Below are 19,396 nucleotides of genomic sequence, written 5' to 3'. Positions count from 1 at the left end.
GCGAGCTATCGGCCGTGGGTGGTCTCGATCTTCGAGATCTTGTCGACGCGCCGTTGATGGCGCCCCGCCTCGAACTCGGTATTGAGCCAGATTTCGACCATGCGATCGATCAGCTTCTCGCCGAGCAGATCGGCCGAGAGGCAAAGCACGTTGAGGTCGTTGTGGCGGCGGCTCATCTCGGCGGTGAGATCATCGTGGCAGGGGGCGGCCCGGACGCCGTCGATCTTGTTGGCGGCGATGCACATGCCCAGGCCGGTGCCGCAGATGAGGATGCCGCGATCCGATTCTCCGGTGGCCACGCGCTTGCCCACGACTTCGGCCACGTCGGGATAGTCGACGCTTTCGGTGCTGGTGGGACCAGCATCGAACATGTCGTGTCCGAGCCGTTGCAGGAGCTCGATGAGCTTCGTTTTGACTTGGAAGCCACGATGGTCGCTTCCTACCGCCACGCGCATGTGAAAGCCTTCTGGTATCGGGTTAGAGGATTACGCGTCGAATTCGAGTTCGGCTACCCAGGGTGCCAGGCACGTCTTGATCTGCTCGGCGCAACGCTGATAGAGCTCCAGCGGACCGCCGATGGGATCGGCGATATCCGAACGATCACGGCTGATGAGCTTGGTTCGATCGGCGGCCTCGGGCCATTGCGAGAGAATCGCCTGCCGGTGCGAGCGCGTCATGGTGAGGATCAGATCGGCGTGCCGTACCACCTGTTCCGACAGGGGGTGCGATTCGTGCAGCGTGAGGTCGAGCCCCATGCCAGCCACGACCTTGACCGCCTCGGCCGCCGGCCGGCCCCCAAACATGGCCGAGATGCCCGCCGACATGACCACGACGCCGCGATCCTCCACCTCGTGTACCGGGCAACCCAACCGTTCGGCCACCATTTGGCGGAAGATCACTTCCGCCATCGGGCTGCGGCATGTGTTGCCGGTGCAGACGAAGACAACCATATAACTCGACAGTCGTTTGAGGGCATGCTCGGGCACAACACCGCTCCGGAGAATGGTGAAGCCACGGTCGTCCACCCGCACCACCGACGACGGTTGGCCGTAGCGACTACGACCGTCGTCGAGCACCATATGAACCGAATCGCCCAGGGCCGCCACGACCTCTTGCGCCGTGAGGGCGTCGGGTTGACCACTGAGATTCGCGCTGGTCAGTGCCAGTGGGCCGGGGAGAAAACGCAATACGTCGAGAATGGCCTGGTGCGCCGGAACGCGCAGTCCCACGCTCCCTTGCGGCGCGACGGCCTGCTGCACCTTGGCGGGCAACTGCCGCACGAGACTATCGGGGTGGCTGTCCGTCACCACCAGCGTCACCGGCCCCGGCCAGCAGCGTCGGGCCAGACGTTGCCCCAGCGGGCTCATGCCGGGCGCGTAGTCGAGGGCCTCGTCCGCGCTCTTGATCGCCAGCGTGAAAGGCTGCTGCTTGCCGCGCGATTTGGCGATCTGGATCTTCTCGACCGCCGCTTCGCACAGGCCGCTGGCCGCGATACCGTAGACCGTCTCGGTCGGAAACGCCACGAGCTGCCCCTCGGCCAACGCCTGGACGGCGCGGTGGACGACGTCCTGCGAATCCTCGGCTCGTTGCAGGTCGATGACGATGGGGGGCATAGAATAAGCACAATCAACGGGGGACGAAGAATCGGGCCAGCCATCGCGACGGCTGCCGGGCAACCGGTCGACGATCGTACGCGCTGCCTCCGCCACCGAACGCCCGAAAGGAGCCCGAAAACTATGAGCCACACGACGACGTAACTAAATACTATACTGGTCCTTGCGCACGAGGGTCAAGTCTCCGCCCCGGGGAAGAAAACCTTCGGAAACGCTTTACTCTCCGCCAGTTTTGCAGCAGGAATCCACGATGAGCATGGGCGAAAGTATCCAGCGTCGGGCAGAGGAGTTCGCCCAACGATATCGAACCGTACGCGAGCAGATCGGCCGGGTGATCGTCGGGCACGACGATATCGTCCACGGCATTCTGACTTGCCTGTTTGTCGGTGGACACTGCCTCCTCGAGGGAGTGCCGGGGCTCGGCAAGACCCTGCTCGTCCGCACGCTGGCCAAAACGCTCGATCTGCAGTTCTCTCGCATCCAGTTCACGCCCGACCTGATGCCGGCCGATATCCTGGGCACGAACATGGTGATGGAGACCCCCGAGGGGAAACGCTTCTTCGAGTTCCAACCCGGCCCGATCTTCACCCAGATCTGCCTGGCGGACGAAATCAACCGCGCCACGCCGAAGACGCAATCGGCCATGCTCGAGACGATGCAGGAGGGTTCCATTACGGTGGCGGGCAAGCGCTACGAGCTGGAGCAGCCCTTCTTCGTCATGGCAACGCAGAATCCGATCGAGCAGGAGGGTACCTATCCGCTACCCGAGGCGCAACTCGACCGCTTCTTCTTCAAATTGGTCGTGGGATACTCCGGCAGGCAGGAGTTGGCCACCATCATCGACCGCACGACGCGGGGCGAGGTGATCGAGCCCCTTAAGGTGATGGATGGTGCCGAGATCCGCCGCTGGCAGTCGGTCGTGCGCGAAGTGATCCTGGCGCCGCACGTGCAGGATTACGTCGTGCGTTTGACGCTAGCCACCCATCCCGGCGGCCCCTTCGCGCCGGCGATGGCCAATCAATACATTCGTTGGGGTTCGAGTCCCCGCGGAGCCCAGTCGATGGCCCTGGCGGCCAAGGTGCGGGCGCTGCTCGAAGGCCGCTTCAATGTGAGCTTCGAGGACGTGCGCCGCGTCTACTTGCCGGCGATGCGGCACCGCGTGCTGCTCAACTTCGAGGCGCAAGCCGAGGGGATCGAGGCCGATCGCGTGTTGCTCGACCTGCTCGAGCAAGTTCCCGAGAAGGCGGAAGAGAAGGCCGCGTAACCGCGCTGCAACTTCTGGCCAGATGAAAAGTGGCACAGGCTGCCAGCCTGTGCAGAACAGTAAGAAAAGGCTCCTACAGCACAGGCGAGCAGCCTGGGCCACTGGCTGAATCATGTCTTCTGCCTCTCCTGTCGATCCTTCGGCCGAATTGTCGCTGTTGAGCCCCGAGTTTCTCGCGCGGCTCGAGCAGTTGGAGCTGGTCACGCGGAAGATCTTTCGCGGCCGCATGAAGGGAGAACGCCGCAGCAAGCGGAAAGGGCAGAGTGTCGAGTTCGCCGATTTCCGCAACTACGTGGCGGGAGACGATCTCCGCTTTATCGACTGGAATACCTACGCGCGGCTCGACCGCATGTTTCTCAAGATGTTCCTCGAAGAGGAGGATCTGCACTTCTATATGTTGCTCGACACGAGTGCCTCGATGGATTTCGGCGCGCCTTCGAAGCTCGACTATGCGAAACGTGTCGCCGCCGCGCTCGGCTTCATCGGCCTGACGCACTCCGACCGGATTCGCGTGGAGACCTTTTCGCAGCCCGCCGGTCAGCGCGGGCCGGTATGGCGGGGGCGGGCCAGCTTGTGGCGTCTGCTCGACTACCTGAACAAGCTGGAGCCGGGAGGCGCCACGGATCTCGCCACCGGCGTGCGCAATTTCTGCCTGCGCAACCCAGGCAAGGGCATCCTGGTCATCGTCTCCGATCTGCTGGACAAGGCGGGTTACGAACGCGCGCTGCGCCTGCTCGTGGCGCAACAAATGGACGTCTACGTGATCCAGATCCTGGCGGCCGAAGAGTTGAAGCCCGACTTGAAGGGCGATCTGCAGCTCGTCGATAGCGAAGACGACGATCGGGCCGAACTGACCATCAGCGCGCCGCTGCTCAAACGATACGAACAGACGCTCGCGGCATTCGTGGCCGGCGTGCGCGACTACTGCACGCGCCGCGGCATGACCCATCTGCTGGCCAGCACCGAACAACCGTTCGAGCAGTTGATTACGGGCTATCTGCGGCAGCGAGGATTGGTGCGCTGATGTGGCCCGAATGGACGAGCATGCTCTCGTGGTGGCAGTGGACGATCCTGGCGCTCGTGCCGCCGGCGATCGTCGCCCTCTATTTTCTGAAGCTGAAGCGTCAGCCGCTCGTCGTGCCAAGCACCTATCTCTGGCACCGCGCGATCGAGGATCTCCACGTCAACAGCTTCTGGCAACGCCTGCGTCGCAGCATCCTGCTGTTGCTGCAACTGTTGCTCGTGGCGCTGGTCATTCTGGCGCTGTTTTCGCCCTCGTGGCGCGGCACGCAACTGGTCGGCGATCGGTTCATCTTTCTCATCGACAACTCGGCCAGCATGTCGGCCACCGATGTCGCTCCGTCGCGTCTCGAAGAAGCCAAGCGACAGGTGCTGGCGCTCGTCGAACAGATGAAGTCGACCGACGTGGCGCTCGTGATCAGCTTTGCCGACACGCCTCATCTGGTGCAGCCATTTACCAGCAACCGACAAGAACTGCGCGAAAGCGTCGCCGCGATTCGTCCGACGCAGCAAACCACTTCGTTGAGCGGGGCGTTGCGGCTGGCGGCCGGGCTGGCGAATCCCGGCGGCGGTACCGATAGCGAGGCCACCGACGCTCCCAAGCCGGCGCTGGCCCAGGTGTTGATCTTCAGCGATGGCAAGTTTCCGGACATCACCGATTCGGCGCTGAGTGGGTTGGCAACGACCTTCATCCCGATCGGCGGGCGCAGCGCGCACAATCTCGCCGTGTCGGCCTTCCAGGTGACGCGGCAGGAAGAGAACGCCGAGCGATTGCAGGCCTTTGCGCGGATCGAAAACTTCGGCGCCGAACGGGCACAGGCTTCGATCGGGCTTTATCTCAATGGCGAGTTGATCGACGCCGACCAGATCGATCTGGCCGCCGATGGAGAAGGGGGGGTCGAGTTCAATCTCGAGGACCTTGCATCGGCCGATCTCGAACTGCGGATCGAGACCGCCGACGACCTGGCCGCCGACAATCGCGCCTGGTCGCCGCTCGATCCGCCGCGGCGCGCGCGCGTGTTGTGCATGACCTCGGGCGATCAACCACTCGAATTGGCCTTGCGGACGGAGCGGGCGAGGGAGTTGGCGGAAGTGACCGTCCAACCGCCGTCGTATCTCGAGACGGCGGAGTACCGTAGCCGTGCGGCGGGGGGTGAGTACGACTTGATGATCTACGATCGTTGCGCGCCGCGCGAAATGCCCCAGGCGAATACCTGGTGGATCGGCCGCCTGCCCCCCGCGCCTGGCTGGAGCGCCGCCGAGAAGGTCGACGTTCCGCAGTTGATCGACCTCGAGCGCACGCACCCGTTGATGCAGTTCGTCGAGATGGGAGAAGTGCTGTTTCGCGAAGGCGCGCCTCTGACGGCGCCGCCAGGGGCGGTCTCGCTGATCGACAGCGACCGTGGCCCCTTGCTGATGATCGCGCCGCGCGAGGCGTACCAGGACGTCGTGACCGGCTTCGAATTGATGGGGGGCGAACGCATCGGCACGAACTGGCCCCTGCGTCCCAGCTTTCCGGTCTTCGTGCTCAATCTGCTGGAATATCTGGGAGGTCGCGCGGAGGACGCCGCCAGCCTGGCCGTGCGACCTGGACAGGTCGTCTCGCTACGGGTCAACACGGCGGGCAACCAGGTCGAGGTAGTTAGTCCTTCGGGGGGGCGTACCAAGGTGCGACGCAACAGCCGCAACACGTTCGACTTTGCCGGAACGGCAGAACAGGGGCTTTACAAAGTCTTCGCTGGCGAGCAGTTGGTGCGCCGCTTCGCCGTGAACCTGTTCGATGCCGCGGAGAGCGACATCCGGTCGCGGCCCGACGACGCGATACGCATCGGCCAGACTAAAGTCGAGGGGTCGACCGGCCCTCAGCCCGTGCGGCAATCTGGCTGGCGGTTCCTGCTGCTAGCGGCCCTGGCAGTGTTGTTGGTCGAGTGGTATATCTACAATCGTCGCGTCTATCTGTAGTGTCGCGCTCGCACTCGCACGACAGGTAACGCGTCGGGCCCTTCCGCGTGGCTTTCGCACGCACGCCGGGGCAGCGATATCCTCCCGCCAACGCCACACGAATCGCGCGCTCGCGCTTCCGCCGTCACGTCGGGCGCGCTCGCGGTCTTGTCAGGATCGCCGATGAAGACCAACTCTCGTGCTCCGCGTGCCCAACGGACTGCCCGGCCCGACAAGCCTCTCAAGGCGCTGAATCGATTCGTCGAGAACGACCTCATTCGCAAGGTCAGTTTTCGCGAATATCGCGACCGCGTGCGCAACGTGTACGACGGTCCGCAGGGAGCGCTCCTGGCAACGGCCAGCATGCTGTCGCTGCACGTCCCCTTGGGCGAGCGTTTGTTGCGCGAACGGCGCTTCGACCTGCGTGGGGCGAAGAACATCCTCGACGTCGGCAGTGGCGCCGGCCAGATTGTCCGGCACTTGTTGAAGTACGCCGACCGCGACGCCGAGATCACGGCCGTCGATCTCTCGAGCGAGATGCTGCGACGCGCGCGACAGCGATTGCACAGCCACCGGCCGCGCTTCACCACGGCCGATCTGACGCAGTTGCCCTTTGCCGACGCGACGTTCGATTGCGTGACCTGCGGTTACGTGCTCGAGCACGTGCCCGATCCGCGCACGGGTCTGGCCGAATTGTCGCGCGTCATGGCGCCCGGCGCGAAAATGCTCTTGCTCACCACCGAGGACAGCTTCGGCGGCGCCTGGACGAGCCGACTCTGGCGATGCCGCACGTACAACCGTCGCGAGTTGTTCCAGACCAGTGAAGCGCTGGGGCTGGTCTGGAAGAAAGAGCTCTGGTTCTCGACCATGCACAAAGTCTTCCGCGCGGGAGGCATCTGCGTAGAGATCGAGAAGCGGGCCTGAACGAGCGGCGTATTCTTCTCGCGGATCAGACTCGATCGGCCAACGCCGGATGACGCTCGGTCGCATCCACGGCGGCGCTCGGCACGTGCGAGGCCGCACAATGCAGCACGAGCCGTGTGATCTCGGGCGAGCAATTGAAACGCGCCGGCTGTTGCGCCGAGATGCCGCGGGCCACGTGCAACACCGTCGGCGGTTCGTGGAACACGCCCGAGGCGTAGCGCACGCCGTAATGGCTGGGCGCCAGGATGGGTCCAATCACGGGCAGGCGGAATTGCCCGCCGTGATTGTGTCCGGCCAGCATCAGGTCGAAATCGTGCCGCCGCGCCCAGGCATACTGATCGGGCGAGTGGGACAGCAGCAGGCGGAAACGGCGGCCGGCAGTGCTCTCGGCCGGAAAGCTGCGCGGATCGGCTGCCGGCGCGAACCAGGGCAGCTCGTTGCCGGCCAGCAGGATCTCTCCCTCGCCACAGGTGAGTACCTGCGAGCGACCGCCGAGGTAAATCAACCCCGCGTCGTCGATCGTCTGGCGTAAGCGACCCAGGTGATGTTTGACCTTCAGGTCGTGATTGCCCAGCACGACAAAGGTGCCGTGGCGCGACTCGAGCCGGCCCAGCGTTTCTGGAATCCAATCGATGTACTCGGCCTCGTCGACCAGGTCTCCCGTGACGGCCACGAAGTCGACGTCGAGATCGTTGGCCAACCGTACGACTTCATCGTAGTAAGCGCGGCCGATGGTGCCCACGAAATGCAGGTCGGTCAGGTGGGCGATCGACAAGCCGTGCAACTGCGGCGGGAGTCGAGGGTGCTCGATCACCTTTTCGGTGACTTCGAGATTGAAGATGTCGTTCCCGGGCAGATGGGCGATGAACTGCGCCGCGCGGCTGCCTGCCAAAGGCTTGTAACCGAGTTGTTCGACGATATTGTGCCGCGTGCCCCGTTCGGAACGAAGGGCAGCGGGGGGACGCGCGGTGAGACGTTGAACGAGCCACCAGGAGGCCGGCCCCGCGCCGATCAGGGCGGTACAAGTGCCATAAACGAGCAGCGGAGCAGGCAGCGACGCCCAGGTGGTCCACGACGAGTCGGTCGTGCCGTGCAGCGCGTACCACCAGGTGAAGTACAGCGGCAGTCCCACGCACAGCGCCAGCGCGACGTGCGAGATGTACTTGATCAGCGGCCGGGGCATCATCGTGGCGTGGACGTTGTTGACCAACGTGATCCACAGAGCCGCGTGTCCGAAGAGCGCCAGCAGCGCCAGCAGGAGATCAACGAGCAGGGTCTGCATGCCGGCCTTCTCTTGTCAGACGGGAATGCCCACGAGCGACGGCCGATCGATCAGGGCAACGGGGGGCAGCCGGCGAGCCTAACGCACGGGCTCTTGCTGGCGCCGCGACTCGCCCGTCGAGCTGACGACCTGTTCGACGGTGTCGAGCAGTTGGTCGAGGCGGAACGGCTTGTAAAGCACCGCCTGCAAGCCGGCCTGACGCGCCTTGACGATCGAATGCCCGGGATCATAGCCGAAGCCCGTCATCAGGACCAAGGGCACCGGATCGACGATCTGCTGCAGCCGCAACATGAAATCGTAGCCCGACATGTCGGGCAGCCGAATGTCGGCGATGATGACGTCGTAGCCGCCATCGGCGAGGGTGTTGCGGACCATGTAAATGGCCTCGCCCCCGTCGTGGGCGGTTTCGACGATGCAGCCATAGCGTTCGAGCAGGGCATGCGCCGCGCTACGGACCGAATCGTCCGCGTCGGCCACCAGTACCTGCCGGCCACGCAGCTTCGGCCGGTCGACCGGTTGCAAGGCCTGGGGATGCGCCACCGTGGGGGCCATCTTCTGGCCGACGGTCTGGATCACCGTCTTGATGTCGCGCGCGTTCCGCAAGATGCGCTGCAGACGCTCCACCACCTCGGGCTCGTGCCCGATGTAGCGTTCCATGACGCTGACGGCATCGTTCAAGATGTCGTCGACCGGCAGTGCGACGGCGCTGTGAATCGCCTCAACGCTCTCGGCCGCGGTGCTGGCCTTTTCGGCCACCAGCAGCTCGAGCGTGTTCAGGGCCAGCGCGACATCGCGGGTAAAGAGCTCGAGGAACTGCAGGTCGCTTTCCGAGAAGGCCCGCGGCTCGGGGCTCTCGACATTGAACGTGCCGATCACCTCGTCGTGCAGCATCAGCGGCACGGTGAGCGAGCTTTTGGCTCCCTTGGCCCCTTCGAGGTAGAGCGGGTCCTGGGTCGTGTCTTCGCAGAGATAGCTCTTGCCGGTGGCCGCCACGAACCCGGTCACGCCGTTGTTCTGCGGTTTGGCGAACAGATCGCGCTGGGCGGCCTCGGGCTCGATGCCCACGGCCAGCAGCGGTTCGAGGCGCCCCGTCTTGACGTCGAGCAGGCGAATCTCGACCACATCGAAGTTGAGCAGGTCCTTCGTGTAGTGCAGGATATTCGACTTCAACAGCTCGATGCGTTCCTCGACCGACATCTGGAAGAGCTCGTCGGGCGTGAGGTTGGCCAACTCGATGCCGGCCTGGTGAATGGCCGCCAGCTTCTGCTGCTGCAGCGTCTGTTCGGTAACGTCGCGCACCGTGACGATCAGATGACTCGGCAGGTCCCCCCCCTCGCAGAGCGGGGTGGCGTGGATGTGGTAGTAACGATGTTCGCCGGCGCGCAGCGTGGTGCTGCTAGGCATGCCGGTGGCCATCGCGGTGTGGAAGGGACAGAAGTCGGGGCCCAGGATCTCGGGACTGCCCAAGACGCTGTAGAAGTTGACGCCCACGACCGTGGGCTGGCCGCTCCATTCGCGGAGGCGACCGTTCCCCCAGATGATCGTGTTGTCGCTGTCGAGCAGCAGGATGCCATCCGGCATGCCTTCGAGAATCTTCTCGTTCTGCAACAGCTTGCCGATGTCGAACGCCTCTTTGAGGTGTTCGGACCCGACGAAAACCCCGTCGAACGGCTCGCGCACCAATCGCGCTAGCGCGCGGACGATGCTCTGCACTGAGACGACCTCGACCGAGTCGCCCCACTGTGCCAGGAGCTTTTCATCGCGCTCGTGGTTGTCACGAACGAACAGGATTCTGGGTCGCGCCGACAATCGCAGACTCCATGGTGTGAGACTCTGCCAGGATCATTATAAAAGTGATAACTGGCAGGAACAACCGCGGTCGCCCCTCGTCTTGCATCGGTCGCCGCTCGGCGAAAGATTGACCACGGATTTGCCGGGTCGGTCTATGTCGATTCACGCAGTGCCGCGGCCGCTGGCCGAACCGGTCATGCATGCCGATCCACGCAGGTTTTGGGGCAAATGGCCGCTCGAACCGCCGGAGCCGATGCCACCGCGGCGCGGGCAAAACGGCCCCCGCGACCGATTCTGGCCGCCGTTGTCCACTGGCCGGCGATGGCACGGCACGCATGCATGCGATGCCCTGGCGGTGCGATTCTTCCGCGGAAGGACGCTGCAATCGCCACGTTCGACAGGCTCGCCGGCGCGCGAGCCGTCAGACTCGTTCCGACCGCTACCGGGCTGAATTTGTGGGCGCCGGAGCGCCGATGGAGCCCCGATGAGGCACTGCATTTCCCGCCGTGGCCGAGCGGCCGCCTTCGGAGCATTGCCTTCGCACGTGCCCGGCGATGGTTGGTCCTGCTCGGTCCGACGGTCGTGCGGACCAATGGCAGTAATCTCTCCCGGAGTTCGGCCATGTGGCGTTCTTTCTTTCTGGCCTTGGGTTGTTTTGCGGCGATCCTGGGGGCCGAATGCCTGATGATCGACCGCGCGGTCCTTTCGCTGCGCCACGAGCCGACGGTCGGCTTTGTGCAGACGGCGGGTCGCCACCGCGAGTTCGTGCCGCCCGACTGGGCCCCCTGGAGCCTGATGTCGTTCGGGGCGGTCACGATCCTCTATTCGTTCACGATTCCCAAGAAGATGAACGGCTAATCGTCCTGTCGTCTTATCTCAAGGCGACGAATTTGAACCGCAGGGCGATCACCTTAGGGGGCCAGGTCGTGTCCTGGCTGGCGGCAGTTTGACGGGCAACCTCCGGCCAGACGGGTAGAACTCCGAGTTTAAGGGGGGGGGCGGAAAACCTGTAGTTCGGCAGTCTCAGGCGTTACCGCCGGACTTATCAGCCCCGTTTCGGTTTGCTATATTACCCGTCCGCTCGCGGGGGGAACGCTCGACGGCATGGCCGTCGGACTGCCCAAGGCAGACTTTTCCCACCCAGCACGCACCCCTAGCTCAATTGGATAGAGCATCGGTCTACGGAACCGAAGGTTACTGGTTCGAATCCAGTGGGGTGTACTTAATCGTGTCGTCGACGACCTGCACGTACGATGCCACACGCTCAGGCGATGATGTCCGTGATCGGCGTGCCGCTGCTGATGGCCAGCGGGCGGTTCAGATTGTCGTGGATCAGCGTCTCGGGGTCGATTCCCATCAGCGCGAAGATGGTGGCCGCGATGTCGTCGGGGCGGACCGCTCCACTCTCCGGCCGAGCGCCGTCGCGATCCGACGAGCCGTAACGGAACCCGCGTTTGACCCCACCTCCGGCCATGAGCACCGTGTAGCAGCCTGGCCAGTGATCCCGGCTGCTGCTTTTGTTGATCCGCGGCGTACGGCCAAACTCGCCCATCCATACCACGAGCGTCTCGTCCAGCAGGCCTCGCTCGTCTAGGTCGCTCAACAGCACGGGCAGCGTGTGATCGGTTTGCGGCAATTGCCAGGAGGGCAGGATCTCGTACATGCGCGAGCCATCGAAGCCGTGCGTGTCCCAGCCGCCGCTAGTCTTGCTGCGTCCGCCGATCGAGTTGGAAAAATACACGTTGACAAAGCTGACGCCCGCTTCGACCAGCCGCCGCGCGAGCAGACAACTCTGCCCGTACGTGGTGCGGCTGTAGCGGTCGCGAACGGCGTCCGGCTCGGCCGATAGATCGAAGGCATGGCGCACCCGCGTCGACGTGAGCATCGACAAGGCCCGTTCGTAGTACGAATCGAGACCTTGCCCTTCGGCCGTCGAGTCGAGCCAGGCGACCTGCTGGTTGACGAACTGCTGCATTGCTCGGCGGTTGGCTAGGCGATCATGAGTCATGCCGTCGGGCAAGCTCAGCTCAGGAAGGCGGAAGTTCGGCTTGGCCGGATCCTGCGTCACGAGGAGCGGGTCGTAGACCTTGCCGAGAAACGTGGCGCGCTGGCCAGGCGTGATCGAACCGTCGCGGATGACATAGGGAAAAGAAACGAACCGCGGCATCCCTTCCGCAGACGAGTCCGCTCGGGCAGGAGCAAACTGATTTACCACGCTGCCGTAGGCCGGGAACAACTGGTCCGTATCGGTCAGCCGAATGTCATCGACCGGAGGCGCGTGGCCCGTCAGCGCGTAGTACGACGCCGAGTTGTGGTTCTTCATCGAATGATGAACGGCGTGTACCAGGGTCACCTTGTCCATCACCTTGGCGGTCTCGGGCAGCAGCTCGCAGATCCGCAGGCCCGGCATCGTCGTCTCGATCGAGCCGATGGGAGAGCGAATCCCAGACGGCGCATCGAGCTTCTGATCGAAGGTATCGATGTGGCTGGGGCCGCCGAACTGGAACAAAAAGATGACCGATTTCGCGCGAGCTGGGAACGTGCCCCCTTGCTCCGCGGCACGCAGCAACTTGGGCATGGTCAGCCCAAGCATGCCCAGCCCACCGATCTGCAGGGCCTTGCGTCGTGTGAAGTGGCTGGAAACCTGCATGATGACCGAATCGGCAAGCGACGTGCGGCAAGGGCGCCTGGCAGTGCCGCACGGATTCCGATGCTTTGAACGGGCGGGAGATCCTTGGCCGGCGACGCGCCTGCGCTGCCGGCGATCCTAGACCAGAATCATCGCACAACCGAGCGTGGGTGGCTATAGCCGATTCAACCGCGGCGGCCCGTTCGACCCCTTGGCGCGCGGGGGAACCCAGATCCGAGCCCGCAACACGCTCGCTTTGAGAATACGCGACAACGTACTGGCAGGATCGCCGTCGCCGTAGCTACTCGAGCCAGACCGACACCTGCTGCTCGCCGGCGTCGAGCTCGAAAACATCTCCCGGGGCGTACGCGCGCTGGCGAACTTGCGTCACGAGCGTTCGTAGATCGACACCCCGACGGACGATCAATTCCTGCACGCGGGCATCGATGATCTCGTCCAAGTGATCGATCACGCTGGCGGGATAGGTCAGTTGCACTTTGGTCCGTCCTTGTGCCTGCACCCGGAGCTTGAGATGTCGCGCGAGGCCTCCAAAGGTCGAAGCGGGGCGAGCAGGCTGCGGAAGGGCGAGTCGATCGAGTTCCTCGCGGTGACGCTTCAGCAGCGGCAGCAGCAGGTGGTGCCAAGAGGTGGTCACCCGCAATGAACGCAGGAAACTGACCAGGCCATGAAACGCGCGCACGAGAAAGATGAGCGCTGGCGGCCCGGCCAGGCGAAAGTTCCAGCGGTCCTCGCCAAGAATGTCGTGAAACCGTTCGCTCAGTTGCCAGTCGTCGAGAGCGAAGGGATAGGGGGCCGCGTAAGGCGCGAACAGCACCTTGCACAGGGCCGGCAGCTTGTGCTCGATCGGCTCGAGAAACTCGGGGCGGAATCCCAAGGCCAACAACAGCGGATAGGGAGACTCGCTTTCGTCGATGGTCGCGCGGATCAAACGCAGCAAGGTGCTTCGCTCGGCCAGTGTCGGTTCGTAGACGCAACCGAAATCGTACAAAACGACTTTCACGCCCTGGTTGCCGCGCCGAAAGCGAAAGTTGCCCGGGTGCCAGTCGGCGTGCAGCAGTCTCCGCTCGAAGAACCCTTCGTGAAACACGCGCGACAGGGCGTGCGCAAGCTGCTGACGTTCGGGCTCGGGCCAGAGTGCTTGCACTTCGGCGAGCTCGCAGCCATCTTCCCAACGCGCGACGAGCACGTTCGACGTGCAGAGTTCTTCGATGAGCTCGGGCACGACGAGCATCGGATCGTCGGCAGCCCAGGCTCGAAAGTGGCGCTGATTCTCCGCCTCGTGGCGATAATCGAGCTCGCGCTCCATGTCATCGAGGATCGCTGCCTGGTAGCCGGGCAGATCGAAGCCGTGCTGCTTACGGGGAGCAGGCAGGCTCAGCCAACCCAGCAGATTGAGATCCATCCGCAAGGCGTCGCGCATGCCGGGATACTGCACCTTGATCGCCACTTCGCGCCCATCCACCAAGGTCGCACGATGCACCTGCCCGAGCGAGGCGGTCCGGGCAGCGGGCGAAATCTGACGCACAACGGCGGCGAGCGGCTGTTGCCAAGCAGCGGTGAGCATGTCACGCACCGTCGCGAGGTCGAGCGGCATCGGGGTACGAGATAGATCGTCGTCAGATGAAACGGGCGAGTCGAGCGAAAGCTGCAGGAGCTGGCCGACCTTGGCAGGCAGGCCACGTAGATGCCCCAAGCGCTCGACAAGATGGCGCTCGGCAAGTCGTTGCTCTTCTGGCGTGGCGCTGCGACGCACATGCCATCCGGCGACCGCCGCGCGGGCATACCCTCCCAGCCGCTCGATGTTCCGAGTCAACATGCGCTAGTGCCTCTGCTTGTTTCCGGTACGATGCCGCGCCAACCCAAGTGGCTGCGGAAGCGCCACCTTATGGATGTCGCATCGCACCATCGTGTCGCGCGACTTGAAGTCAAGTTGTCTAGGTCCTACGCCCGGCCGCCGCGCTTAGCGGAAGGTCGTGGCAGAGAACGCCCTGACGCGCCGTCACGACGCTGCGATCGGCGCATTCGACGCCTGCCCCTAAGTAGTTCCTTTACCGCAGCGCTGCTGGTGCCGTTCCGTGCGGTACGGCAGGTTGACACCCCTGCCGGGTGATCTAGTTTTCCGCAGACGCCAGCGATGGCGCGCGTGGCACTGTCGCCATCCGCGGATCGCTCCTCTCTTGGGAACAGGTGCATCGATGAACGTGCTGGTTGCAGACGATTCGCGCATGATGAGAAACGTCATTCGGCGCTGTCTCGAGTCTCTCGGAGTCGGTAGCGTGCTGGAGGCCGAGGATGGCGCCGAGGCCCTGCGCGTGTTCAGCGACAATTCCGTCGACATGGTGATCACCGACTGGAACATGCCGAACAAGACCGGCCTCGAGCTGTTGCGCGAGATCCGCGAACGTGGCAGCAAAGTGCCCGTGCTGATGGTTACGACCGAGGCCGAAAAGTCGCGTATCATCGAAGCCGCGCAGGCCGGCGTGTCCGATTACCTGGCCAAGCCCTTCGACAACGAGACGCTGCGGCAGAAGCTCGAGAAGTTTGGCTGCGGCGCTTAAGTCGCGTCATACGCGAGCAGGTATCCGCGAGCGTCTGTAGGCGTCCAGGGTGAGGTTGCAATGCCGTTGGGACTGACAACTCGTGCCGGACGCGGCCGGATCCGCGTGCTGATCGTCGACGATTCGCGCCTGATGCGCACGATGATCTCCGACGCCGTGGCCAAAGTGACCGATTTCGAGGTCGTGGGCTTTGCCGCCAGCGGCCGCGAGGCGATTGCCCAGGTCGAACGGCTGCGACCCGATGTCGTGACGATGGACGTCATGATGCCCGGCATGAGCGGTTTGGAGGCCCTCGCCGCCATCATGCAGAATTCGCCGTGCCGCGTCATTATCGTAAGCTCGCTGACGACGCGGATGGCCGATACGACCCTCGAGGCGCTCGACCTGGGCGCGGTCGATTATGTCGCCAAGCCGGACGGAGCAAGCCAGTTTCAACAGGTGGTCGAAGGGCAACTGATTCCCAAGTTGCGCATGGCGGCTGCCGTCGATCTGCAGGCATTGCGACGCCAGGGGACCGCACCGGTGCGGCGAGCTGGAGTCACGAGCCGGACGATGGTCGCTGACCGCGACGCGGCACACTGTATCGCCATCGGCATCTCGACGGGGGGACCGCCGGCGCTGACGCAACTGTTTGAGCAGCTTGCGCCCCCCTTGCCGCCGATCGTGATCGTGCAGCACATGCCGGCCCAGTTCACCGGCCCCTTTGCAGCTCGCTTGAACGGCATTTCGGCACTGACGGTCCGTGAGGCCGAGGATGGCGCCACGTTGCGGCCGAACGAGGCCTGGATCGCGCCGGGCGGCAAGCATCTCTCGCTGCGCCGCGTGGGAACGAACGTCGTCGCGGTGATTCGCGACGGCGATCCCGTGAGCGGACACAAGCCGTCGGTCGACGTGATGATGATCTCGGCCGCCCACGTGTTTGGCCGGCGCTGCCTGGGAGTCATCATGACCGGCATGGGAAGCGACGGCGCCGACGGCTGCTCTGCCATCAAGGCCGCGGGGGGGGACGTCATCGGGCAGGACGAGGCCAGCTCCGCGGTCTACGGTATGAACAAGGTGGCGTTCAACCGCGGGCATGTCGAAGAACAGTTCTCGCTCGCCGACGCGGCCGAGATCATCGCCGCGCGAGCGAGACGCGCGCCAGTTCCGGTGTAACTCGCAACGAAAGGGCGAACATGGGAATGACCGTCGAAAAGCTGATGACCGCTCCCGTCGTATCGATCTGTGAAGATGCTACCGTTTTCGAGGCGTGCCGCCTCTTGTTACGGCACCACATCAGCGGCCTGCCCGTCGTCGATGCGCAAGGTTACCTGGTGGGCATCGTTACCGAGAGCGACCTGATGGGGCTGCTGCTCGAGCCAGCGCACGCCGATACCCCGGTGGCCGATTACATGACTCGGCCGTGTGTGTCGCTTCGGCCGGACGACTCGTTGCTCGCGGCGCTCGAGGAGTTCCGCTGCCATGGTTATCGTCGCCTGCCGGTGGTCTCGGATGACGGGCGGCCCCTGGGTGTCATGGCGCGCCGGGAGTTCGTGCGTTTTGTCGCCGAGGTGCATCTCCGCCTGGGCGAGCCGGCCGGCAGAGAGATGACCGCGCCGGCGGCAACGTTGTAAGGGCGATCAACGAAGCCGCAAGCGGTCGACGCGTCGTTTCTGCAAGGCGATCAGGTGGCCGAGCTGCGTGGGAGAATCGATCCGCAGCTTCTGTGCGATCTTGTGACGGTGTACGTCGACCGTCTTGGGACTGATGCCCAGGCGGACGGCAATCTCTTTCGTGACCAGCCCCGAGGCCATGCCGTCGAAGACCTCCATCTCGCGTGCAGAGAGTTGATTGAGCCGCTCGGAGGCATCTTTCTCTTCGAGCAGTTCCTGCTTCCGATTGGCCGCGAGGGTCAGGGCCAGATGGACGGTATCGAGCAATCGTTGCCTGCTGCAGGGCTTCTCTAGAAAGTCGACGACGCCGGCCTTGACCGCCTCGACCGCGGAAGACACGTCGCCGTGGCCACTGATCATCACGAGCGAACAGGCCGCCTGCGAGGCAATCAGCTCCTGACACAGGGCCAGACCCGACATGCCGGGCAACAGCAAGTCGACCAGCACGCAACTGGGATCCGACGGATTCAACGCATCGAGCAGTTCGCGCGCGGTCGCGCAAGTCTGAACTTCATACCCGATCGACATAAGGAGCCACTTCATCGAATCGCGAAGGCTGGCATCGTCATCGACTATGTATACGTGCCGCGCCGCTATGGTACTAGTGCGCATATCTATTCCGCCTCCCGCGCCACGGGAAAGTGTGCGACAAAGGCCGCTCCGCCTCCCATTTCTGTTCGGAATGTAATCTCGCCGCCGTGGTTGTTCATGATCGTCTGGCTGATATTCAGGCCCATTCCCAGCCCGGATGCCTTGGTGGTGAAGAAAGGTTCGAAAAGTCGTTGTTGGATGCTCTCGCAAATGCCGGGCCCATGATCGCGGATCGATACATACACTCGCTTGTCCTTGCTGTGACCGCCCACGATCTCGACGCGGCGAGGTTTGCTCGATGGTTCCAGTTGGGCCTCGATGGCATTGCGTACGAGATTGACGAGCACTTGTTGGATTTGCACTCCGTCGGCCAGGACCCACAGAGGTTCGTCCGGCATGAGCGCCGTGCAAATAACTTCTGACTGGCGCAGATCGTGCGCGAGGAAATCGACCACCGCGTGAACCAGCTCGCGCAAGTCCGTGACTTGGCGCGGCGCTCCCTGCTTGGTAGCAAAGGCGCGCATCCGGCGGATGATCTGCCCACAACGGTCGGAGAGCTCGGCAATCGACGTCAGTTTGCCCCGCAGTTCCGAATGTTCCAGGGTGCCGCGCTGAACCGCCTCCAGGCATCCCTCGGCATAGAATCCGATCGCGGCGAGCGGCTGATTGAGCTCGTGGGCGATTCCCGACGCGAGCTCCCCCAGCGTCGCGACGCGATTCGCATGCGCAAGCTGGTACTGCAGCGATTGCATCTGTTCTTCGCGATGGCGCTCTTGCGTAATGTCCTGGACCGTGCCGAACAACCGGACGGGGACCCCGTCCGCATTGCGCATGACCTGGCCGGTGGTGCGCACCAGGCACTCGGAATTGTCGGGCCGCACGACGCGATGCTCGGTTTCGTAGCCGTGATTGTTCGACAGCGAGTCACGGATCAGGTTTTCGACGCGAGTCCTGTCGTCAGGATGAATCGCCTGGAGATAATCGCTGCGATAATGCGGCGTGAACGACTGGGGAGGAAAGCCAAAAATGCGGTAGACCTCGTCGCTCCAACTGATCTTCCCGGTCGTCAGGTCGCCGTTCCAGTTTCCAAAGCGCGCCGCGCGTTGCGCTTCGTCGAGTAGTGCCTTGCTGTCGCGCAAGGCTTTTTCGGCCAGAACGCGATCCGTGATGTTTTCGGTACAAAACACCAGCCCACCGATCCGGCCAGACGATTCCCACCAGGGCTGAATTTCCCAGCGAATGTAGTCGATGGAACCGTCCGAGCGCTCGAATTCATCTTGCTCGCAATAGTCGGAGGCGCCGGTCAAGCAACGACGGTGAATTTGTTTCCAGCGTTCGGGAATCTCCGGGAAGACTTCGTAGTGATGTTTTCCGATCAAGTTGCGCTCTTCAAGCCTGTAGTCCGTGATCCAACGGCGGCTGCACGCCAGGTAGCACAGGTCGCGATCAAACATGGCGACACCGGCGGGCGCATACTCGACGAATAGTCTCAATTGCACCTCGCTCCTGCGGAGTGCTTCTTCGGCGTGTTTCAATTCGGTTGTATTGACGATCACGGCGCCCACTCCGACCGGCTTTCCATCGAGACCGGGAATCGGGAAGTGCGCATAAAGCCCATGCTGCACTTCGTCTGAACGGTGAGGCATCGCGGCGCTTGCTTCGAGGTTGGTTTCGGCGACCCCCGTGGCCAACACCCGTGCCACGCTGGCCTCGATCTCTGTCGCCAGCTCGGCAGGCAACATGTCAAACGCCTTGCAACCGATATGCTCCTCCTGGTTCACGCCCATCCATTCGGCGAGGCTCTTATTGACGTGCGTCAAACGTCCCTCCGAGTCGTACAGGGCCATCGCCGTGGGCGCCTGTTGGAAGAAGCTATCGATGTTGAGTTGACCAGACAATAAAGCCTGCTCGGCGCGTTGCCTTTCAGCAATTTGTTGTTGGAGATCGTCGTGGAGGGAGCCCTCCGCCACTCGCCGGCGCGTGATGTCCCATGTCACTCCTACCCACCGGATGGGCGTTCTACTCGAATCTCGCTCGAGCGTGGCCCGTACGGCGAACCAGCGTGGCGAACCGTCGTCCGCTCGTTTCCGGCTTCGAAACTCGCACTGGA

Annotated in this window: 16 protein-coding genes and 1 tRNA gene; 9 read left to right on the top strand and 8 right to left on the bottom strand. The window is 63.5% G+C overall.

Going from position 1 to position 19,396, the window contains the following annotated elements; genetic code table 11:
- Positions 1 to 5 precede the first annotated feature (5 nt).
- Together rpiB and KF708_16370 are read right to left on the bottom strand one after the other, a co-directional pair.
- Positions 6 to 455: a ribose 5-phosphate isomerase B gene (gene rpiB, locus KF708_16375; protein ID MBX3414264.1), complete on the bottom strand. Its 450-nt coding sequence runs from the start codon at positions 453 to 455 to the stop codon at positions 6 to 8.
- Between the two features lie 30 nt (positions 456 to 485).
- Positions 486 to 1,613, bottom strand: a complete 1,128-nt coding sequence (locus tag KF708_16370; protein ID MBX3414263.1) for a threonylcarbamoyl-AMP synthase — start codon at positions 1,611 to 1,613, stop codon at positions 486 to 488.
- A 250-nt stretch (positions 1,614 to 1,863) separates the two neighbouring features.
- Here KF708_16370 and KF708_16365 point away from each other — a divergent pair, with 250 nt between their 5' ends.
- From KF708_16365 to KF708_16350, 4 genes are all read left to right on the top strand, one after another.
- Positions 1,864 to 2,877: a MoxR family ATPase gene (locus tag KF708_16365; GenBank protein MBX3414262.1), complete on the top strand. Its 1,014-nt coding sequence runs from the start codon at positions 1,864 to 1,866 to the stop codon at positions 2,875 to 2,877.
- A 112-nt stretch (positions 2,878 to 2,989) separates the two neighbouring features.
- Positions 2,990 to 3,901: a DUF58 domain-containing protein gene (locus KF708_16360; protein MBX3414261.1), complete on the top strand. Its 912-nt coding sequence runs from the start codon at positions 2,990 to 2,992 to the stop codon at positions 3,899 to 3,901.
- Positions 3,901 to 5,859 (top strand): BatA and WFA domain-containing protein, encoded by a 1,959-nt coding sequence (locus KF708_16355; protein ID MBX3414260.1) that lies wholly within the window; start codon positions 3,901 to 3,903, stop codon positions 5,857 to 5,859. The genes KF708_16360 and KF708_16355 overlap by 1 nt, the downstream gene beginning before the upstream one ends.
- Before the next feature lie 162 nt (positions 5,860 to 6,021).
- Positions 6,022 to 6,762, top strand: a complete 741-nt coding sequence (locus tag KF708_16350; GenBank protein ID MBX3414259.1) for a methyltransferase domain-containing protein — start codon at positions 6,022 to 6,024, stop codon at positions 6,760 to 6,762.
- A 25-nt stretch (positions 6,763 to 6,787) separates the two neighbouring features.
- On the opposite strand, the gene KF708_16345 is transcribed toward KF708_16350, so the two are convergent.
- Together KF708_16345 and KF708_16340 are read right to left on the bottom strand one after the other, a co-directional pair.
- Positions 6,788 to 8,044 carry a metallophosphoesterase gene (locus KF708_16345; GenBank protein ID MBX3414258.1) on the bottom strand — a complete coding sequence of 419 codons (1,257 nt, stop codon included), beginning with the start codon at positions 8,042 to 8,044 and terminating at the stop codon, positions 6,788 to 6,790.
- Positions 8,045 to 8,122: 78 nt separating this feature from the next.
- Positions 8,123 to 9,853: a response regulator gene (locus tag KF708_16340; GenBank protein MBX3414257.1), complete on the bottom strand. Its 1,731-nt coding sequence runs from the start codon at positions 9,851 to 9,853 to the stop codon at positions 8,123 to 8,125.
- Between the two features lie 603 nt (positions 9,854 to 10,456).
- On the opposite strand from KF708_16340, the gene KF708_16335 reads away from it, so the two are divergent.
- Together KF708_16335 and KF708_16330 are read left to right on the top strand one after the other, a co-directional pair.
- Positions 10,457 to 10,693 carry a hypothetical protein gene (locus KF708_16335; protein ID MBX3414256.1) on the top strand — a complete coding sequence of 79 codons (237 nt, stop codon included), beginning with the start codon at positions 10,457 to 10,459 and terminating at the stop codon, positions 10,691 to 10,693.
- A 289-nt stretch (positions 10,694 to 10,982) separates the two neighbouring features.
- Positions 10,983 to 11,056: transfer RNA gene (locus KF708_16330), tRNA-Arg, on the top strand.
- Positions 11,057 to 11,099: 43 nt separating this feature from the next.
- Here the strand turns inward: KF708_16330 and KF708_16325 are convergent.
- Together KF708_16325 and KF708_16320 are read right to left on the bottom strand one after the other, a co-directional pair.
- Positions 11,100 to 12,485 (bottom strand): DUF1501 domain-containing protein, encoded by a 1,386-nt coding sequence (locus KF708_16325; GenBank protein ID MBX3414255.1) that lies wholly within the window; start codon positions 12,483 to 12,485, stop codon positions 11,100 to 11,102.
- A 280-nt stretch (positions 12,486 to 12,765) separates the two neighbouring features.
- The gene (locus KF708_16320; protein MBX3414254.1) at positions 12,766 to 14,301 is read right to left on the bottom strand and encodes a hypothetical protein; all 1,536 of its coding nucleotides are present in this window, start codon (positions 14,299 to 14,301) and stop codon (positions 12,766 to 12,768) included.
- Positions 14,302 to 14,680: 379 nt separating this feature from the next.
- Between KF708_16320 and KF708_16315 the strand changes: the two genes are divergently transcribed.
- The 3 genes from KF708_16315 (at position 14,681) to KF708_16305 (ending at position 16,656) form a co-directional block, all read left to right on the top strand.
- The gene (locus KF708_16315) at positions 14,681 to 15,043 is read left to right on the top strand and encodes a response regulator (protein MBX3414253.1); all 363 of its coding nucleotides are present in this window, start codon (positions 14,681 to 14,683) and stop codon (positions 15,041 to 15,043) included.
- Positions 15,044 to 15,151: 108 nt separating this feature from the next.
- A complete protein-coding gene (locus KF708_16310; GenBank protein ID MBX3414252.1) occupies positions 15,152 to 16,198 on the top strand; it encodes a chemotaxis response regulator protein-glutamate methylesterase in 1,047 nt (348 codons plus the stop codon).
- Positions 16,199 to 16,218: 20 nt separating this feature from the next.
- Positions 16,219 to 16,656 (top strand): CBS domain-containing protein, encoded by a 438-nt coding sequence (locus tag KF708_16305; protein MBX3414251.1) that lies wholly within the window; start codon positions 16,219 to 16,221, stop codon positions 16,654 to 16,656.
- A 6-nt stretch (positions 16,657 to 16,662) separates the two neighbouring features.
- Here KF708_16305 and KF708_16300 read toward each other — a convergent pair whose 3' ends face one another.
- Both KF708_16300 and KF708_16295 read right to left on the bottom strand, forming a co-directional pair.
- Positions 16,663 to 17,238: a response regulator transcription factor gene (locus KF708_16300; GenBank protein MBX3414250.1), complete on the bottom strand. Its 576-nt coding sequence runs from the start codon at positions 17,236 to 17,238 to the stop codon at positions 16,663 to 16,665.
- A gap of 71 nt (positions 17,239 to 17,309) precedes the next feature.
- Positions 17,310 to 19,184 (bottom strand): PAS domain-containing protein, encoded by a 1,875-nt coding sequence (locus KF708_16295; protein ID MBX3414249.1) that lies wholly within the window; start codon positions 19,182 to 19,184, stop codon positions 17,310 to 17,312.
- Between the last annotated feature and the right edge of the window lie 212 nt (positions 19,185 to 19,396).

It is taken from the genome of Pirellulales bacterium (assembly GCA_019636335.1).
Lineage (GTDB): Bacteria > Planctomycetota > Planctomycetia > Pirellulales > JAEUIK01 > JAHBXR01.
This window is presented reverse-complemented; position numbering and strand designations above follow the sequence as displayed.